The organism is Robiginitalea sediminis, from assembly GCF_002198115.1.
In the GTDB taxonomy this organism is placed as follows: domain Bacteria; phylum Bacteroidota; class Bacteroidia; order Flavobacteriales; family Flavobacteriaceae; genus Robiginitalea; species Robiginitalea sediminis.
In genome coordinates this window covers 167,104-182,564 of record NZ_NGNR01000004.1, presented here as the reverse complement: position 1 = coordinate 182,564, position 15,461 = coordinate 167,104, and the positions used below count along the sequence as shown (strand labels likewise).

At 57.7% G+C, this 15,461-nt stretch carries 15 protein-coding genes; 5 read left to right on the top strand and 10 right to left on the bottom strand.

Annotated features, from left to right (window positions below; all coding sequences use genetic code 11):
• Positions 1–77: 77 nt before the first annotated feature.
• From CA832_RS13310 to CA832_RS13295, 4 genes are all read right to left on the bottom strand, one after another.
• Positions 78–902 (bottom strand): TrmH family RNA methyltransferase, encoded by an 825-nt coding sequence (locus CA832_RS13310; RefSeq protein ID WP_088342135.1) that lies wholly within the window; start codon positions 900–902, stop codon positions 78–80.
• A 51-nt stretch (positions 903–953) separates the two neighbouring features.
• On the bottom strand, positions 954–2,243 hold the full coding sequence (locus CA832_RS13305) for an amidohydrolase family protein (RefSeq protein ID WP_088342134.1): 1,290 nt from the start codon (positions 2,241–2,243) through the stop codon (positions 954–956).
• Positions 2,244–2,268: 25 nt separating this feature from the next.
• Positions 2,269–5,214, bottom strand: a complete 2,946-nt coding sequence (locus CA832_RS13300; protein ID WP_088342133.1) for an amidohydrolase family protein — start codon at positions 5,212–5,214, stop codon at positions 2,269–2,271.
• A gap of 86 nt (positions 5,215–5,300) precedes the next feature.
• Positions 5,301–6,377 (bottom strand): DUF3810 domain-containing protein, encoded by a 1,077-nt coding sequence (locus CA832_RS13295; protein ID WP_088342132.1) that lies wholly within the window; start codon positions 6,375–6,377, stop codon positions 5,301–5,303.
• 72 nt (positions 6,378–6,449) lie between these two features.
• On the opposite strand from CA832_RS13295, the gene CA832_RS13290 reads away from it, so the two are divergent.
• Complete coding sequence (locus CA832_RS13290; RefSeq protein ID WP_088342131.1) at positions 6,450–7,907, top strand: aminoacyl-histidine dipeptidase; 1,458 nt, start codon at positions 6,450–6,452, stop codon at positions 7,905–7,907.
• 53 nt (positions 7,908–7,960) lie between these two features.
• On the opposite strand, the gene CA832_RS13285 is transcribed toward CA832_RS13290, so the two are convergent.
• The 3 genes from CA832_RS13285 to CA832_RS13275 are packed head-to-tail and all read right to left on the bottom strand — an operon-like array spanning position 7,961 to position 10,654.
• On the bottom strand, positions 7,961–9,076 hold the full coding sequence (locus CA832_RS13285) for a peptidylprolyl isomerase (RefSeq protein ID WP_088342130.1): 1,116 nt from the start codon (positions 9,074–9,076) through the stop codon (positions 7,961–7,963).
• Between the two features lie 4 nt (positions 9,077–9,080).
• On the bottom strand, positions 9,081–9,638 hold the full coding sequence (gldI, locus tag CA832_RS13280) for a gliding motility-associated peptidyl-prolyl isomerase GldI (protein WP_088342129.1): 558 nt from the start codon (positions 9,636–9,638) through the stop codon (positions 9,081–9,083).
• Positions 9,635–10,654 (bottom strand): DHH family phosphoesterase, encoded by a 1,020-nt coding sequence (locus CA832_RS13275; RefSeq protein ID WP_088342128.1) that lies wholly within the window; start codon positions 10,652–10,654, stop codon positions 9,635–9,637. The genes gldI and CA832_RS13275 overlap by 4 nt, the downstream gene beginning before the upstream one ends.
• Before the next feature lie 73 nt (positions 10,655–10,727).
• On the opposite strand from CA832_RS13275, the gene CA832_RS13270 reads away from it, so the two are divergent.
• Both CA832_RS13270 and CA832_RS13265 read left to right on the top strand, forming a co-directional pair.
• The gene (locus CA832_RS13270) at positions 10,728–11,753 is read left to right on the top strand and encodes an alkaline phosphatase D family protein (protein ID WP_088342127.1); all 1,026 of its coding nucleotides are present in this window, start codon (positions 10,728–10,730) and stop codon (positions 11,751–11,753) included.
• A gap of 47 nt (positions 11,754–11,800) precedes the next feature.
• On the top strand, positions 11,801–12,223 hold the full coding sequence (locus tag CA832_RS13265) for a nucleoside-diphosphate kinase (RefSeq protein WP_088342126.1): 423 nt from the start codon (positions 11,801–11,803) through the stop codon (positions 12,221–12,223).
• Positions 12,224–12,275: 52 nt separating this feature from the next.
• On the opposite strand, the gene CA832_RS13260 is transcribed toward CA832_RS13265, so the two are convergent.
• From CA832_RS13260 to recF, 3 genes are read right to left on the bottom strand one after another with little or no spacing between them, the layout of a single operon-like run.
• Complete coding sequence (locus tag CA832_RS13260; protein WP_088342125.1) at positions 12,276–12,569, bottom strand: DUF721 domain-containing protein; 294 nt, start codon at positions 12,567–12,569, stop codon at positions 12,276–12,278.
• On the bottom strand, positions 12,569–12,964 hold the full coding sequence (locus CA832_RS13255) for a hypothetical protein (RefSeq protein ID WP_143542397.1): 396 nt from the start codon (positions 12,962–12,964) through the stop codon (positions 12,569–12,571). The genes CA832_RS13260 and CA832_RS13255 overlap by 1 nt, the downstream gene beginning before the upstream one ends.
• 13 nt (positions 12,965–12,977) lie before the next feature.
• The gene (gene recF, locus CA832_RS13250) at positions 12,978–14,057 is read right to left on the bottom strand and encodes a DNA replication/repair protein RecF (RefSeq protein ID WP_088342123.1); all 1,080 of its coding nucleotides are present in this window, start codon (positions 14,055–14,057) and stop codon (positions 12,978–12,980) included.
• A gap of 106 nt (positions 14,058–14,163) precedes the next feature.
• Here recF and CA832_RS13245 point away from each other — a divergent pair, with 106 nt between their 5' ends.
• Together CA832_RS13245 and ribH are read left to right on the top strand one after the other, a co-directional pair.
• Positions 14,164–14,931 (top strand): tetratricopeptide repeat protein, encoded by a 768-nt coding sequence (locus tag CA832_RS13245; RefSeq protein ID WP_088342122.1) that lies wholly within the window; start codon positions 14,164–14,166, stop codon positions 14,929–14,931.
• Complete coding sequence (gene ribH, locus CA832_RS13240) at positions 14,931–15,407, top strand: 6,7-dimethyl-8-ribityllumazine synthase (RefSeq protein ID WP_088342121.1); 477 nt, start codon at positions 14,931–14,933, stop codon at positions 15,405–15,407. The genes CA832_RS13245 and ribH overlap by 1 nt, the downstream gene beginning before the upstream one ends.
• Positions 15,408–15,461 lie beyond the last annotated feature (54 nt).

The following is a 15,461-nucleotide window of genomic DNA, read 5'->3' as shown; positions in this document are numbered from 1 at the left end:
TCTCAGGTTTGGGCTGGGAGACCAAAGTAACCAATTTTCAGGGGTCTGGATAACTTTTCCGACAAATCGCACCCTGATTAAAGGTGGCTGCCCTGGTCAAAACCCCGTTGCCTGAGGGCTTCAAAAACCAGGATGGCCGCAGATACCGAAACATTCATGGAATCGATAACACCGGACATGGGGATTTCCACCGCAGTACGGGCTGCGGTACGCCACTTTTCGGTGAGGCCGGTGGCTTCGGTACCCACGGCGATGGCCGTAGGGGTCCTGTAATCGGCCAGGTCGTAGCGCGTACTGCCCCCCAGGCAGGCCGCCAACACCTGAATGCCCCGCGCAGCCAGGAATTCGAGGACTGCCTCGGAGGTAGCCACGGCAACGGGAACCGTAAACAGACAACCCACGCTGGAGCGGATTACATTGGGGTTGTATACGTCCCCCTTTGGGTCCGCAATGATAACCGCATCCAGGGCCGCAGCGTCTGCTGTGCGCAGGAGGGCTCCGATGTTACCGGGTTTTTCTGGGGCCTCGGCCACCAGGATCAGGGGTGCTTCCCTGCGGAATACCAGATCGTCCAGCCCATGGGTTTTGGTGTGCATTACGGCGAGCACTCCTTCGGTTTTACCGCGGTAGGCCAGGTGCCTGTATACCTCCGGGCTCAGGCTGGTAAGCGGGACTTGTTCCGCTCCCGGGAGGGCATACAGGGCATCTTCGCCCAGGATTTCCGGGCAGAAATAAAACCGTTCGGCCCGGTAGCCCCCTTCCAGGGCAAGGGTGAGTTCGCGCAGGCCTTCCAGGACGAACCTTCCGGACTTCCTCCGGTCGCGGGATTTTTGGTTCCAATGCTGCAACTGCCGTACTTCGGCATTTTGGATGCTGCTGATATGTTTGATGGGAGCGGGCATAAAAAAACGGAACAGCTTGCTGTTCCGTTTTCAAAGATAAGGTATTGCCGCCTACTGCCGGGCAAACTTCCCGGAGTACCGCTTCCAGAGTTCGGTCTGGTGGGTTTCCAGGGAGAGTTCCCGCCCGTCTATAAAGGCATGGGTGAGCAGGTTGGTGCGCATGTCCAGGGCATCGCCCTCGGAAATGAATAAGGTAGCACTTTTACCTGCCTCCAGGGTACCGTAGCGGTCGTCTATCCCCAGTATTTTGGCCGTATTGCCTGAGATGAGTTGCAGCGCCTTTTCCCGGTCCAGGCCCTGTCCGGCCACATGGCCGGCATAAAATGCCAGGTTACGGGTCTGGAAGTTGGCCATCCCCTCGTTCTGGATCCCCACCAACAGCCCGGCATCTACCAGCATTTTCGGCAGGCGGTAGGGGAGGTCGTACGGGTCGTCTTCCATCGCTGGCAGGGCATGGGGTTCGGACACCAGTACAGGGATGCTGTGCTCCTTCAGAAAATCGGTCACTTTATAGGCCTGGTAGCCCCCCACCAGGACCACTTTGGAAATACCGGCCTCCTTTAGGGCGGTAATAGCATCGATAATTTCCCGCTCCCCGTCGGCATAGACATAAAGCCTCTTACTGCCATCGAAAAGGCCCTGCATGGCTTGGTAGGCCGGGTTTACGTCGGCATTGGCCCCGGTGCCATAGGCTTTGGAGCTGCGGACAAAGTCCAGGATTTCCACCTGCTCGTCGGCGTAATCCTTGTTGGGTTGCAACCCGCGGGGTTCCCCGAGCCACCACCGCCCACGGCGGAAGGACCGTGGCCAGTGCAGGTGGATCCCGTCATCGATTTTCACGGCCGCATCCTCCCAGTTCCAGGCGTCGAACTGGACGATGGAGGAGGTGCCGGAAATGGTACCGCCCTGAGGGGTGACCTGCCCGAGCAACACCCCGTTGGGGCGCATACTTTCCACGACTTTGGATTCTGCGTTATAGGCGATAAGGCTCCGCACATGCGGGATCATACCCCCTATTTCATCTTCGTCGTCCGAAGGCCGGACCGCGTCGATTTCTATAAGCCCCAGGGACTTAATAGGGGCAATAAAGCCAGGGTATACATGCTTCCCGGAAGCGTCTATGACGCGCCCTGCAGGGGCCACGTCTGCGCCTATCGCGGTTATGGTCCCATCCGTGAAGGTCAGGGTGCCGTTCTCGATAATACTGCCGTCCCCCAGGTGCAGGGTAGCCCCTGTTATACTGATGGTTCCTTCCTGCGGCGGGGCAGGGGTTTGCTGGGCATTCCCCGGAGCTCCCACAAGGAAAAGGAACAAGGCGATTACTATATAGTGTGGTTTCATGGGTCTTCTTGCGTTTCGTATTGGGTTAGAGGCTGTCACAGTGCAGGCGTTCTTTGCGGTTCATCTTAGGGGTGCGTTTGGCCCCCCCGTCCTTTTCATCCAGCATCATGCCGATAAGGGTTTTGCGCTCCTGTTCCATCCGGGACCGGATTTGGGCATCCTGTTCCAGGTCGAAATAGGGGACTCCTTCAATATAGGTCTTCTCCGCCTTGGAGTACACGCTAAGCGGGTGTCCCGACCAGAGTACCAGGTCGGCATCCTTACCTTCTGCAATACTGCCCACCCTGTCGTCCAGGTGCAGGAGTTTCGCCGGGTTGATGGTCACCATTTTCCAGGCTTCTTCCTCGCTCATACCTCCGTATTTGACCGTTTTTGCAGCCTCCTGGTTCAGGCGGCGGGACATTTCGGCATCGTCGGAATTGATGGCTACCGTTACGCCCTGGTTGTGCATGATGGCCGCATTGTAGGGGATGGCATCCAGCACTTCAAATTTGTAGGCCCACCAGTCCGAAAACGTGGAACCTCCCACCCCGTGCGCGGCCATTTTATCGGCCACCTTATACCCCTCCAGGATATGGGTGAAGGTATTGACCCGGAAGCCCATTTTCTCGGCCACCTTCATAAGCATATTGATTTCGCTCTGCACATAGGAGTGACAGCTGATAAAGCGCTCCCCGCGGAGGATTTCCGCCAGGACTTCCATCTCCTCGTCGTAGCGGAAGGGTTTGCCGGATGCCTTCTTCGCCTGGTACTCCTTGGCGCGCTGGAAGTAGTTCATAAAGACCTGCTCCACGCCCATACGGGTCTGGGGGAAACGCGAATAACTCTGCCAGTTGCTCTGTTTGACGTTTTCCCCAAGGGCGAATTTGATGTACTTCGGCATATCCTCGTAGAGGAGTTCCGAGGCGGGCTTGCCCCACTTCAGCTTGATGATGGCCGAACGCCCCCCAATGGGGTTGGCCGATCCGTGGAGGATCTGGATGGAGGTCACACCCCCGGCCAGGTTGCGGTAGATGTCCGCGTCCTCGGCGTCCACCACATCCGAAATCTTGACTTCTGCAGAGGAGTTGTGGCCGGCCTCATTGATGGAAAGGGCGGCAATATGGCTGTGTTCGTCAATGATACCGGCCGTAAGGTGTTTCCCGCTGGCATCGATTACCCTGGCCCTTCCGGGCGAGAGGCCCTTCCCGATCCGGGCGATTTTGCCATCCCGTACCAGTACATCGGTATTCTCCAGGATACCGGCATCCTCGGAGGTCCAGACCGTGGCATTCTGGAAAAGTACGTCCTGCCGTGTGGGCAGGCTGCTGTATCCGTACCCCACATTCGGGTAGGTCAGCGGCAACACTTCCGGGGCAGAATCTTCCTCCCCTTCCTTGGGTTTGTCGCCTTCATAGGCGGCTGTCCTGCGAAGGGTCAGCCGGGTTTCCTGACCATTGGGCAGTACTGTTTTGGCCTGCAGGTCTGCGGTGTTTTCCCTTACGCGGGCAGCCATCCGGTAGCGGTCCTCCCCGTCGGAGAAGGAAATATTCGCCCAGTCTCCCGTATACCCGATTTTTCCTTTCAGGTCTGTGGTGTCCCGTTTGACTTTCAGGCTGGGGGAACCGGCCTTGCCACCTACCTCGAGGGTAAAGGTCTTGCCTCCGGTTACCAGGCTGTAAGTACCCCGGATATCCTTTTGCTCCATGTCCGCCAGGACATCCCGCTGGCCCCGTACCCAGTTCTCATACAGGGTGGTCTCCTTGTCGAAGACCGGTCCGGAGGTAATCAGGAAGTTCGCCAGGCGCCCGGGTTGCAGCGACCCGATCTGGTCGGCCTTGCCCAGCAGGCGCGCCGGCTCGGAGGTCAGCGCCCTCAGGGCTGCGCTTTCCGGCAGACCATAGGTTATGGCCTTGCGCACCATTTCCATAAAATCCGATTGTTTCTTGAGCCCGTTGAGGGTAAAGGCAAACCGGATCCCGTTCTCGTGGAGGACCTTAGGGTTGGTAGGGGCCTGGTTCCAGTGTTTCATATCGGCCAGGGAGATGTATCCCGCCTGGTAGGGGTCCGAAACGTCGAATGCCTCCGGGAAATCCAGCGGTACGACCAGGGCAGCGCCGGTAGCCTTAACGGCGTCTATGTTTTCATATTCCTGCCCTCCGGCATGGATCACATATTGTACCCCGAACGCATCCCCGATGCCGTCGGCCCGCAGGATGTTTTCCTTATCCGCTGCGGCAAAGAACTGCACCAGGCCCCGTTGGGCCAGCAGGGCTTCCAGGGACCGGTCGGTGTTGGAGGCACCTCCTTTTTCATACCAGGAAGCATCGTGATACATCTGCCGCAGCAGTGCCATAGCCCCCATCAATGAGGTGGGGTAGGACTGGCGGGAGGTTACGCTTTTCTCGAAGGAAAAGTACTGGCCGGAAACGTCGTCCAGCACCCGTTGGCCTTCCCCCCCTTCAGGGTTCAGGGAAAGCAATACGCCGGTACCCCGTGCGATTCCGTCAGCCACATGGCTGTTGACGGTGCCAAAACCAAGTTTTCGGAGCGATTCGGCTGCTTTGGCATCGAAGGAATAGGCTTCCAGTGCCTGCTGTTCCGGGCGGATGTGGTCGTTCCAGTAAAACCCTTCCCGGGTGGACTCGTACTGGGCCGTGCGGCCACCTCCGGGCGCCCGTTTGGGTTTTTCAATCCCATAGTCCGAAAAGACGTCGATAAAGGAAGGATAGATGTGTTTGCCCCCGAGGTCCAGCACCACGCTGTTTTCCGGGATGCGGACCGAAGCCCCTACCTGTTCCACCTTCCCCTTTCGGATCAGCAAGGTGGCGTTGTCGATGACCTGGTCCGCACTGACGTGGATCCGGGCATTGGTAAGAGCCGTGTAATTTTCATCGCTGGCCTTCACCCCGTCGTTTTTGGGGTAATAGTCCTGGCCATAGCCGATGGCACCCAGCCATAACAGGGCTGGGATGGCGAGTTTCCATTTCATGTTTTGGGTCGTTTTTGAATTAGCCGACTAAAAATAAGGGATACCGCAGCGTAACCTGTGGGCAGGGAGTGGTTTTAACAAAACATTTAGAACCCGTCAAGGGGTACTTCCCGGTGGTAGGCCAGCATCAGGGAGACTACCCGGTTGTAGCTTCGGATGCCATCCTTCTGGCGGTTGGCCTCCAGGTAAGTGTTGAAGACGGCCTTGAAAACCGGCTCCAGGGGGTTGGCATAGGACTCCCAGAAATCCCGGACTTCCTGGTAGTTGGCCCGTACCCCCGGGGTCAGGCTGTCCAGCACCTCTTTGGCGCGTTCCGGACTATTGGCATGAAGCTCGGAGAGGCAATAACTCAGGGCAAAGGCGGTGGCGGAGTAACGGAAATAGGGGTCCGGGTGGTATACGCTGACCAGGTAGCCGATAAAATTGGTCTCGTTTTCGGCCGAGTAGCCCAGTTGGTGGCCCACCTCGTGGCCGCACACCACGGGGTACCGGAACAGGGGCAGGCGGGCATTTACCTGGGCCTCGCCCGTAAAAGGGTTGAGGTAGCCCCCATACCCCATATAGGAGAGGGCCCCGCTGATGAGGGAAGGCTTCAGGCTGGGCCTGCGGTAGGCAAGCTCAGGGAAACGGGCTTCCAGATCGCGATATCCCTCAATGGTTTTTTCCTGTATCTCCGCCCGGGAGTAGGGGACGGCTACCGGTTGGAGGGAGTCCCCGGCAAGTTCGCGCTGCAGGGCATTGGTGGCCTTGGCCAGGGCCTGGGTAAATGCCTTCAATTCGCTTTGGGTATAGGCTTCCTCCAGGGCCATGGTTTCCCGCAGGGGTTGGCGGAAGTAGTTCATCCCCCAAAGGAGGTAAAAGGTAAAGTGAACCACCGCAAAGGCGGCGATAGCATCGCGCAGCAATTGCCAGAAGTCCGATTTCAACCTGCTGCGGTAGCGCCAGACCCGGACCAGGACCCAGGCCCCAACCCCAAGGTAGAGGAGGTCTCCCACGGAAAAGGGTACCCACCCGTAGAGCCACCGGAAGAACCCGGAAAGGTATGGGTAGAGCCCCAGGCTGTAATAGCGTTCCACCCAAGTCGGGTTGGCAGAGGCCCAGGCAACCCCTGCTACCTGAAGGGGCAGGCTTATGGCCAGGATGTTGAGGATTCGCTTGCGCATGGCTTCAAAAATAGGCATTCTCGGCGGCAGGGGCTCGGGGGTATTTCCTAATTTTGAAAAAAACAAAGCGATATGAGTACCCCCCTTTCCGCCCTCGAGCCCCAGGTTGTCTGGAAACATTTTGAAGCCCTCAACGCCGTGCCCCGACCTTCCAAGAAGGAAGGGCGGGTGATTGCCTTTATGGAGGAATTTGGCCGCTCCCTGGGCCTGCAAACCGATACGGATGCCTGTGGGAACGTGTGCATCCGCAAGCCGGCCAGCCCCGGGATGGAAGGTAGGCCCACTGTGGTGCTACAGGCCCACCTGGATATGGTGCACCAGAAAAACGAAGGGACGGACTTCGATTTCGATTCGGACGGGATCCGGATGGTGGTACAAGGCGATTGGGTCAAGGCCCGGGGAACTACCCTCGGTGCCGATAACGGCCTGGGGGTAGCCGCCATTATGGCGGTGCTGGAGTCGGACACCATCTCCCACCCGCCCCTGGAAGCCCTCTTTACCATAGACGAGGAAACCGGGATGACCGGGGCCAAAAACCTTTCCCCAGACTGGCTGAATGGCCGGATCCTGCTCAACCTGGATACGGAGGAAGACGACGAGCTCAACGTAGGCTGTGCCGGGGGGGTAGACCTGACGGCAACAGCCACATATACCCCCCAGCCCTGCCCACCCGGTCATGTGGGTCTGGAAATCAAAGTCAGCGGGTTACAGGGCGGACACAGCGGGATGGACATCCACAAAGGACTGGGCAATGCCAACAAAATCATGACCCGCCTGTTTGCCGAAGTCCTGCCGGGGACCGATGCCCTCCTCTCCCGTTTCGACGGTGGCAATTTGCGCAATGCCATCCCGCGTGAAGCCAGGGCCCTTCTGGCCGTGCCGTCTGAGCAGGCCGGTACCCTTGAAGCATCAATTCGCCTGGCTTTTGCAGGGATACAGGAAGATTTTGCCCCCGTGGAACCCGGACTGGACCTGGAAATCGAAACCACCGTGGCACCGGCAGTGGTCATACCCCAACCCGATGGGCAAAACCTGCTGCGCTGCCTCAGCGGGGTGCTCAGCGGCCCGTATTATATGAGCTATCAGTTTCCCGATCAAACGGAAACCTCGAACAACCTGGCCCGGGTAAAGGCCGGGGAAGGCAGCATCGAGATCGGGTGTCTGACCCGCTCTTCCCGGGAAAGCCGGAAGGCCGATCTGGTGCAGAGCCTGGAGGCGGTGTTCCACCTGGCCGGGTACCATACCGAAACAGGGGGCGACTATCCCGGCTGGGCGCCGGACCCCAATTCGGAAATCCTTCGCGTCCTCCAGGACCGGTACCAGGCGCTTTTCGGGGATGAGCCCAAAGTGGTAGCCGGCCATGGCGGGCTGGAATGTGGCATCATTAAAGGGCACTACCCGGATATGGACATGATCAGTTTTGGCCCCACCATCCTGGGGGCCCATTCCCCGGATGAGCGCGCCAGCATTTCCTCTACCCAGAAATTCTGGGGCTACCTCAAAGACGTCCTCGCAACCATCGGGGCATAATCAAAAAGCCCCGGAGAATCCGGGGCTCTTTGGTTTTTGGTCTTTAAGAGGCGTTACTGCTGGATCCCTGTAATTTTCAGGTCGAAGACCAGGGATGCATTGGGCGGAACCGGGCCGCCTCCCTGTTCTCCCCACCCGAGGTGGGGCGGGATAAAGACCCGCCACTTGTCGCCCACCTTCATTTGGAGCAGGGCTTCCTTAAAGCCGGGGATAAGCGGGGAATCCGGGCTGTAATCCATGGCTACGGGGCCAAACTTGCCCCCGTGCAGGCGCGCCAGGTCTTCCGTCCTGCCAAAGGTTTCGGCAATATATTCTTCACTGGTGTCTATCAGGGTCCCGTCCTCGAGCCACCCGGCATAATCGACCCATACCTTGTTGCCAACCACCGGCTGGTCGCCTGTCCCTTCTTCAATAATCAGATACGCCAGGCCTGTAGGCAGGGTTTGGGCCTGCTCTTTCTGGGCACTTATTTCTTCCAGGAAATTTGCCAGTTTCTCCTTCTGGGCCGCCTCGCGGGCTTTTTCAGCCTCGAAGTAGTCTGTTATGACCTGGACGGCGTCGAATTCCCGGGCCTGTTTCCCGTTGCGGATGATGGAGACTTCCTCCATGACCACGTCCTGAACCGGGCGGTTGCCCTGTTGGGCGTTGACCTCCACAGTAGCGATGGAGTCCACCACCTCCATCCCCCGGACGACCTCCCCGAAGATGGTATGCTTGCCATCGAGCCAAGGGGTAGGGGCGTGGGTGATGAAGAATTGGCTGCCGTTGGTGCCGGGCCCACCATTGGCCATAGACAAAAGGCCCTTGCGGTCGTGTACCAGGGAGTCGTGGAACTCGTCTGCAAACCGGTATCCGGGGTTGCCCCGGCCTGTGCCGGTGGGGTCGCCCCCCTGGATCATAAAGTCTTTGATGACCCGGTGGAAAATAAGCCCGTCGTAATATTTCTTGTTTTTAAATTCCTCGCTCACAAAGGGGTTGGTACCCTCGGCCAGGGAGACAAAATTAGCCACGGTAACCGGGGTTTTTTCCGCTTCCAGTTTCAGGACGATTTCGCCTTCGGTGGTACGCATGGAGGCGTACAACCCGTCGCCGAGGTCTGCGTATTGCTTGGATTTGCAGGCCGTACCCAGGGTAGCGGCCAATACTAGGATAATCAGGATTCTGTTCATGAATTTAAGGATTGGATGCTATTGTATCTTTTGCTTTTTCGATTTTCAGAAGGTGCAGGGTGGCCTTCAGGGGGAGATTGGGGCCAATGCGCTGATCATCCCCGTGGTAGCCGTAACCCAGGGATGAGGGAAACAGGAACACCGCGCTTTCGCCTTCCCGGAGGAGTTTCACGCTGTGGCGGAGGCCCGGGAAGAGTTCCTGTTTGTCTACCTTGTATCGGATAAGGCCTATTTCATCGGCTGTGTACAGGGTATCCCCGGCCCAGGTCAATAGGTTATAGGAAAGGGTGACCAAATCGTCCGGCTGGGCGGGAGCCCCATTGCCTTCCTGTTGCTGAAGGTAGTAATACCGGCTGCCGCTGGAACTGGTAATCCACTGGTGCAGGGAATCTTCTTCGGTAAGGCGGTCCATCAGGGCCTCTTCCTGCTCCAGGAGTCGCCGGTTGCGTTCGGCCGACACCTTCAGGAAGGTGCCCCCTTTAGATTCCACAGGCCAGCGGGCCTGCGGTTCCTGGCAACCGAAGGCCAGAATCGAAAAAAGAACTAAAACGGATGTTCTCATGAAGCCTGCAATTCGTTTTTATAGGTGGCCAGGATGCGCTCGAAACGCTCGGTGGTATCCTTCAGGGATTCCTCGCTCCGGCCCCCGGCGGCATTGATGTGACCCCCGCCATTAAAGTGTTTGCGCGCCATGTCATTCACCGAAAAATCCCCTTGGGAACGAAGGGAAATCTTGACGATCTTCTCGTCCCGGTTCTCGATAAAAATAGCAGCCAGGACCACGCCGTCTACAGAGAGTCCGTAATTTACAAACCCCTCGGTATCGCCTTTCTGGAAGCCATGGGCATCCAGTTCTTCCTGGCTTAGGGTGATATAGGCCGTCCTGTATTCCGGTAAAATGACCAGGTTCGAAAGGGCCCTGCCCAGCAACTGAAGCCTTTGCGGCCGGTTGGTATCGTAAATGTTCCGGTGGATTTCCGAATGCGGGGCCCCGCGCTCCATGAGGTCTGCAGCCACCCGCATAGTCCGGGGGGTGGTCCCGGGGAACTTAAAGGAGCCGGTATCGGTAAGCATCCCGGCATACAGGCAGGATGCGGCCCCGGCATCCAGCAGGTCCAAGCCGCCAAGCGCTTCTATGGTATTGTACACCATTTCGCAGGTAGAACTCATTTGGACGTCCGAGTACTGCACCTGGGCATAATTGTCCGGGCTTTGGTGGTGGTCAATCATGATAAAGGTTGCTGAGGCCTTTTGCAGGGGAACCTGCAGGTCCCCGCACCGGTCCAGGGCGTTGAAGTCCAGCGTAAAAACCAACTCGGCGTCCGCGATGGCTGCTTTCCCGGCCCGGGGGTCTTTCTCGTATACCAGGACTGCTTCCGCCCCGGGCATCCATTTCAGGAATTGCGGGAAGTCGTTTGGCGCCACTACTGTAGCCTGGTGCCCCAGAGCCCGGAGGTAGTGGTACAATCCGAGGCAGGACCCGATGGCGTCGCCGTCGGGGTTTTTGTGGGGGACCAGTACAATCTTCCGGGAGGTGGATAACAACGGGCGCAGGGCCTGGATCGCAGCAGTATTCATGCGGTCAAAGATACGATTATTCTATTGACCGGCTGCCCCGGAATCGGTACTTTTAGGGCCTGAGACCAATCGTATGAGAAGCCAGTATTGCCTGTGGACAGCCGTCCTATTGATGGTCGGGTGCCAAACCCGCCAAACCCAGCCGGAGCAACCCCCGGCGCCAGATTTTGTAATTGCCTTTGGTTCCTGTAACCGCAGCGAGCTGCCCAACACCCTCTGGGATGATGTCCTGGACGCCAACCCCCATGTCTGGATATGGGGTGGGGATATCGTCTATGCCGATACAGACAGCATCCCTCTGCTGCGCCAGGCTTTTCGACGGCAGGACTCCGTGCCCGGGTATGTTGCACTACGTGCGCAGGTCCCAATTCTGGGCACCTGGGACGATCATGACTACGGCCTGAACGACGGGGGTGCCGAATTCCAGGCCCGCGATTCCAGCCAGCAGGTCCTGCTCGATTTTCTCGGGGTGGCAGCCAGCGACCCCAGGCGGTTGCGCCCGGGGGTATACCACAGCGAGACCTTTCGTCATGAGGGGTTTGCCGTAAAGATTATCCTGCTCGATACCCGCTACCACCGTTCGGCGCTTACGCCGGACACAACCGGGACCAAAAGGTATGTCCCCAACACTTCCGGGAAGGGGACCATGCTGGGAGAGGCGCAATGGCGCTGGCTGGAGGCCCAGCTCAGGTCTTCCAGGGCCGATTTCAACCTGGTGGTCAGCAGCGTCCAGGTCCTGTCGGACCAACACGGATTCGAAGGCTGGGGCAACATGCCCCATGAGCGGGACAGGCTCCTGAGGCTGGTTTCCCAGTCCGGGGCCCGGGGGGTCATCCTCCTGTCCGGCGATCGGCATATTTCCGAGTTTTCCCGCCTGGAGGCCGATACCCTCCGGTACCCCATTGTGGATTTCACCAGCAGTGGCCTTACCCATGTCTACAGCGGTTTCAGTGGGGAGCCCAACCCCTACCGGGTAGGGGAGGTGGTGGCCAGGCAGAGTTTTGGCCTGCTTCGCCTGAGCCCGAAGACGGGCATGGCGCAGATGGAAATCGTGGGGGACAGCAGCAAGGTACTGGCCTCCCTCCAACAACAGTATTAGTTGTGGGATGGGAATAGAAACCGTACTTTTGCACAAAATTTTTTGAAATGACGGGAAACAAAACCTTTACCATGATCAAGCCCGATGCGGTAGACAACGGGTATATCGGACCCATACTGGAGAAGATTACCGCCGCTGGGTTTAAGATCATCGCCATGAAATTTACCCAGCTAAGCCGGCGCGATGCCCAGGAATTTTACGCCATCCACAAGGAGCGCCCGTTTTTCGGAGAGCTGGTGGATTTCATGACCCGTGGGCCCATTGTGGCAGCCATCCTGGAGAAAGACAATGCCGTTGAGGATTTCCGCGCCCTTATCGGGGCCACCAATCCGGCAGAGGCAGCCGAAGGAACCATCCGGAAAATGTACGCCACGGACATTGCGGAAAATGCCATCCACGGTTCGGACAGCGACGACAACGCGGCCATTGAATGCGCCTTCCATTTCTCCGGACGGGAAATTTTTTCCTAAACGATCCCAGAGAAACTGAAAAAACCAGCCCCGGGTGTTTGCCCGGGGTTTTTTATTGTAGGATTAGCTGGTCTACCACCTCCCTGCCCATACGCGCATTGAGCATCTCCACGATTTTGCGGTTGCCCAGGCTGAGCTCTTCCCGGAGTACGGAAGAGGTGAGGTCTACCCGCAGGGTGCCCCCGCTGAGGCGTACCTTCCGCGTATAGCCTGCAACCCCGGGGCCCATGATCTCGGCCCAGGCTTCTGAAATATTGACCTGGTCCAGCCCCTTCTGAAGCCCATGGGCTTTGATGAAGCCTTTAAGGGCATCCCCCAGTTTTTGTTCTTCGTCCTTTCTTGGCATCAGGGGTTCAGGTTAATAGGTTCGTATTTCCGGTAGCGATAGCGCAGCCCGTTGCCGTGCATCAGGGTCATTTCCTCAGGGGTTAAGGCCTCCACGTGTTCCTCCCAGGTCCCCGAATCGCTCTCAAAGACCAGGATTAGTGCCCCGTCTTGCACCACAACCTGCAGGGGGAGGGCGTCATCGGAGGTTGCAAACGTCCCGTCTGCATTGGGTTGGAGCTTTTTGCGATAGCCCTTCCGACCTTCCAGGTGGTAGTAGTCTACGGTGGTGTTTACCGGGTAATCCCGGGTACCCCCGTCGGGGAATTCCACCTGTGCGATTTCCCAGTATCCGTCCAAATGCTTCACCTGGTCCGGACCGGGGAGGTCCTTGCACCCGGCCAGCATGAGGGCCAAAATCAGTATGTATTTACAGGCGGATGGAAACATAACTCTGGTGTATGGCTTTAACGATGGCTTCGGTCCGCTCCGGGTGGGTGTCGCTGATAAAAATCTGCCCGAACTGTTCCTGGTTGACCAGCCCAACTATGTGTGAAACGCGGTGTTCGTCCAGCTTGTCGAAGATGTCGTCCAACAGGAGGAGGGGCATGCGGTTCACCTGTTGCTTCATAAACTGGAACTGGGCAAACTTCAAGGCGATCAGGAAGGATTTCTGCTGCCCCTGGCTGCCGAATTTTTTAATCGGGTGCCCGTCGATCTCCATGCTGAGGTCGTCTTTGTGCACCCCGCGGGTGGTATACTGCAATACGCGGTCCTTTTCCAGGCTGGCCTGCAGCTGACCCTGCAAGGGCCCGGCTGTAAGGTGGCTGTCATAGCTGAGGGTAACCGGTTCGTCCCTCCCGGAAATGGCCCGGTATTGCTGGGCAAAAATAGGGCGGAAGGCCTCCATAAAGGCCGTGCGCTTGTTGTGGATGCGCCCGGCCAGCCCGGATAACTGCGTATCGTAGACCCCGAGGGTTTCGGCATCGAAGCGGTGGTTTGCCGCGAAATACTTCAACAGGGCATTGCGCTGTGCCAGGACCTTGTGGTAGTCCAGCACGTCGCGCAGGTAGTCGCGGTCCGATTGGGAGATGACCCCGTCCATGAATTTCCGGCGGGTCTCGCTCCCTTCCACAATCAGGTCCCGGTCGGCCGGTGAAACAATAACCAAAGGCACCTCCCCGATGTGTTCGGAGATCCGGTCGTAGGCCTTACCATTGCGCTTGAGTACCTTTTTGGCGCCTTTTTTGAAACTGCAGACAATATGCTGTTCCCCTGTGCTGCCCTGGAAACTCCCGTCTATGACAAAAAAGTCCGACCCGTGGCGGAGGTTCTGGGTGGTAATTGGGTTGAAATAGCTCTTTCCGAAAGCCAGGTGGTAGATGGCATCCAGAACATTGGTCTTACCCACACCATTAGGTCCCACAAGGCAATTTATCTTGGCGTCGAAGGCGAATTCGGCCGATTCAAAATTCTTGTAATTCAGTAAACTCAAATGCTTTAGATGCATAGGGATAGGCCTGTGGCGGGGGGTTCAAATTATTGTAAAATAACGAATAATTTGACTTTCGGTTTTGGATAAAACCTGTATTTTTGCGCGACCAATAATACGAAAAATGGCGACATACAAAAAGCGGGGGCACAAGCCGGCGAACAAGTCCGAAGCGGTAGAGCAGCAACGGAGCGACAGTACCACGGCAGAGGTGTTCAGCAGCCTGGATACCGGGGCCTCCAAAACCGAGCAATGGGTAGCCCGCAACCAGACGTATATTCTGGGCATCATCGGGATTATCGCCGTGGGTGTTTTGGGATACCTTGGTTATCAGAGCTTTGTACAGGAGCCGCGGGAGGCTTCTGCCAGCAACGAGTTGTTCTTCCCCATGCAGTATTTCCAGGAAGCCCAGCAGAACGAGGCCCTTGCCGATTCGCTATACACCCTGGCCCTGAATGGGGCCGAAGGAAAATACGGCTTGCTGGATATCATCGACGAATACTCAGGCACCAAGGCAGCCAACCTGGCCAACTACGCTGCAGGGGTTTCCTACCTGCACCTGAACCAGTACGATCAGGCTGTTTCTTACCTGGAGGACTTCCGGTCCGACGATGCCATGTTGGGCCCCATCGGGCAGGGCGCAATAGGCGATGCCTTCCTGGAGCTGGGCCAGCCGGCCGATGCCCTGGAGTACTACGAGAAAGCCATCCGCCAGGATGAGAACGACTTTACTACCCCCCTGTACCTGCAGAAAGCCGGGGTTGTAGCCCTTGAGCTCCAGCAGTTCGACAAGGCGCTGGAATACTTCACCCGCATCAAGGAAGACTTCCCGGATGCCGCCCAGGCCACTGGCGTGGAAGCCTTCATCGGTATGGCCAAAAAAGGAAACTGATGGCCACTGCCGGAAAGAATCTTTCCGACTATGAACCCGCAGGGTTTCCGGACTGCACGGGCCTTCGGGTAGGGCTGGTGGTTTCCAGCTGGAATGCGGAGATTACCGGAGCCCTGGCAGACGGCGCCTACCAAACCCTCCGCAGTTGCGGGATGCCTGAAGAGCAAATCCTCCGCTGGGATGTCCCCGGTAGTTTTGAACTCCCCTTTGGCTGTAAGCGGATGATTGCCCGTGAGAAACCGGATGCCGTTATCGCCATTGGCAGCGTAATCCGCGGAGAAACGGCCCATTTCGATTTTGTGTGCCAGGGAACGGCCCAGGGAATCATGGACCTGAACCTCCAAACCGATGTCCCGGTAATCTTCTGCGTCCTGACGGACGATACCTGGGAACAAGCCCGAGCCCGCAGCGGGGGCAAGCACGGAAACAAAGGTGTGGAAGCGGCGGTGGCCGCCATTCAGATGGCTACCCTCTAGGGCGGCTTTCCCCAGGGGACTGTTAACATTTTTTGGCACTGCCTCCTCCGGCGA

What these genes read in the sequence shown, in the direction of transcription:
- CA832_RS13260 (WP_088342125.1), bottom strand. Translation starts at nt 12,569, where the DNA reads ATGCCAAGAAAGGACGAAGAACAAAAACTGGGGGATGCCCTTAAAGGC.
- ribH (WP_088342121.1), top strand. Translation starts at nt 14,931, where the DNA reads ATGGCCACTGCCGGAAAGAATCTTTCCGACTATGAACCCGCAGGGTTT.
- CA832_RS13265 (WP_088342126.1), top strand. Translation starts at nt 11,801, where the DNA reads ATGACGGGAAACAAAACCTTTACCATGATCAAGCCCGATGCGGTAGAC.
- CA832_RS13285 (WP_088342130.1), bottom strand. Translation starts at nt 9,076, where the DNA reads ATGAACAGAATCCTGATTATCCTAGTATTGGCCGCTACCCTGGGTACG.
- recF (WP_088342123.1), bottom strand. Translation starts at nt 14,057, where the DNA reads ATGCATCTAAAGCATTTGAGTTTACTGAATTACAAGAATTTTGAATCG.
- CA832_RS13305 (WP_088342134.1), bottom strand. Translation starts at nt 2,243, where the DNA reads ATGAAACCACACTATATAGTAATCGCCTTGTTCCTTTTCCTTGTGGGA.
- CA832_RS13295 (WP_088342132.1), bottom strand. Translation starts at nt 6,377, where the DNA reads ATGCGCAAGCGAATCCTCAACATCCTGGCCATAAGCCTGCCCCTTCAG.
- CA832_RS13245 (WP_088342122.1), top strand. Translation starts at nt 14,164, where the DNA reads ATGGCGACATACAAAAAGCGGGGGCACAAGCCGGCGAACAAGTCCGAA.
- CA832_RS13270 (WP_088342127.1), top strand. Translation starts at nt 10,728, where the DNA reads ATGAGAAGCCAGTATTGCCTGTGGACAGCCGTCCTATTGATGGTCGGG.
- gldI (WP_088342129.1), bottom strand. Translation starts at nt 9,638, where the DNA reads ATGAGAACATCCGTTTTAGTTCTTTTTTCGATTCTGGCCTTCGGTTGC.
- CA832_RS13275 (WP_088342128.1), bottom strand. Translation starts at nt 10,654, where the DNA reads ATGAATACTGCTGCGATCCAGGCCCTGCGCCCGTTGTTATCCACCTCC.
- CA832_RS13310 (WP_088342135.1), bottom strand. Translation starts at nt 902, where the DNA reads ATGCCCGCTCCCATCAAACATATCAGCAGCATCCAAAATGCCGAAGTA.
- CA832_RS13290 (WP_088342131.1), top strand. Translation starts at nt 6,450, where the DNA reads ATGAGTACCCCCCTTTCCGCCCTCGAGCCCCAGGTTGTCTGGAAACAT.
- CA832_RS13300 (WP_088342133.1), bottom strand. Translation starts at nt 5,214, where the DNA reads ATGAAATGGAAACTCGCCATCCCAGCCCTGTTATGGCTGGGTGCCATC.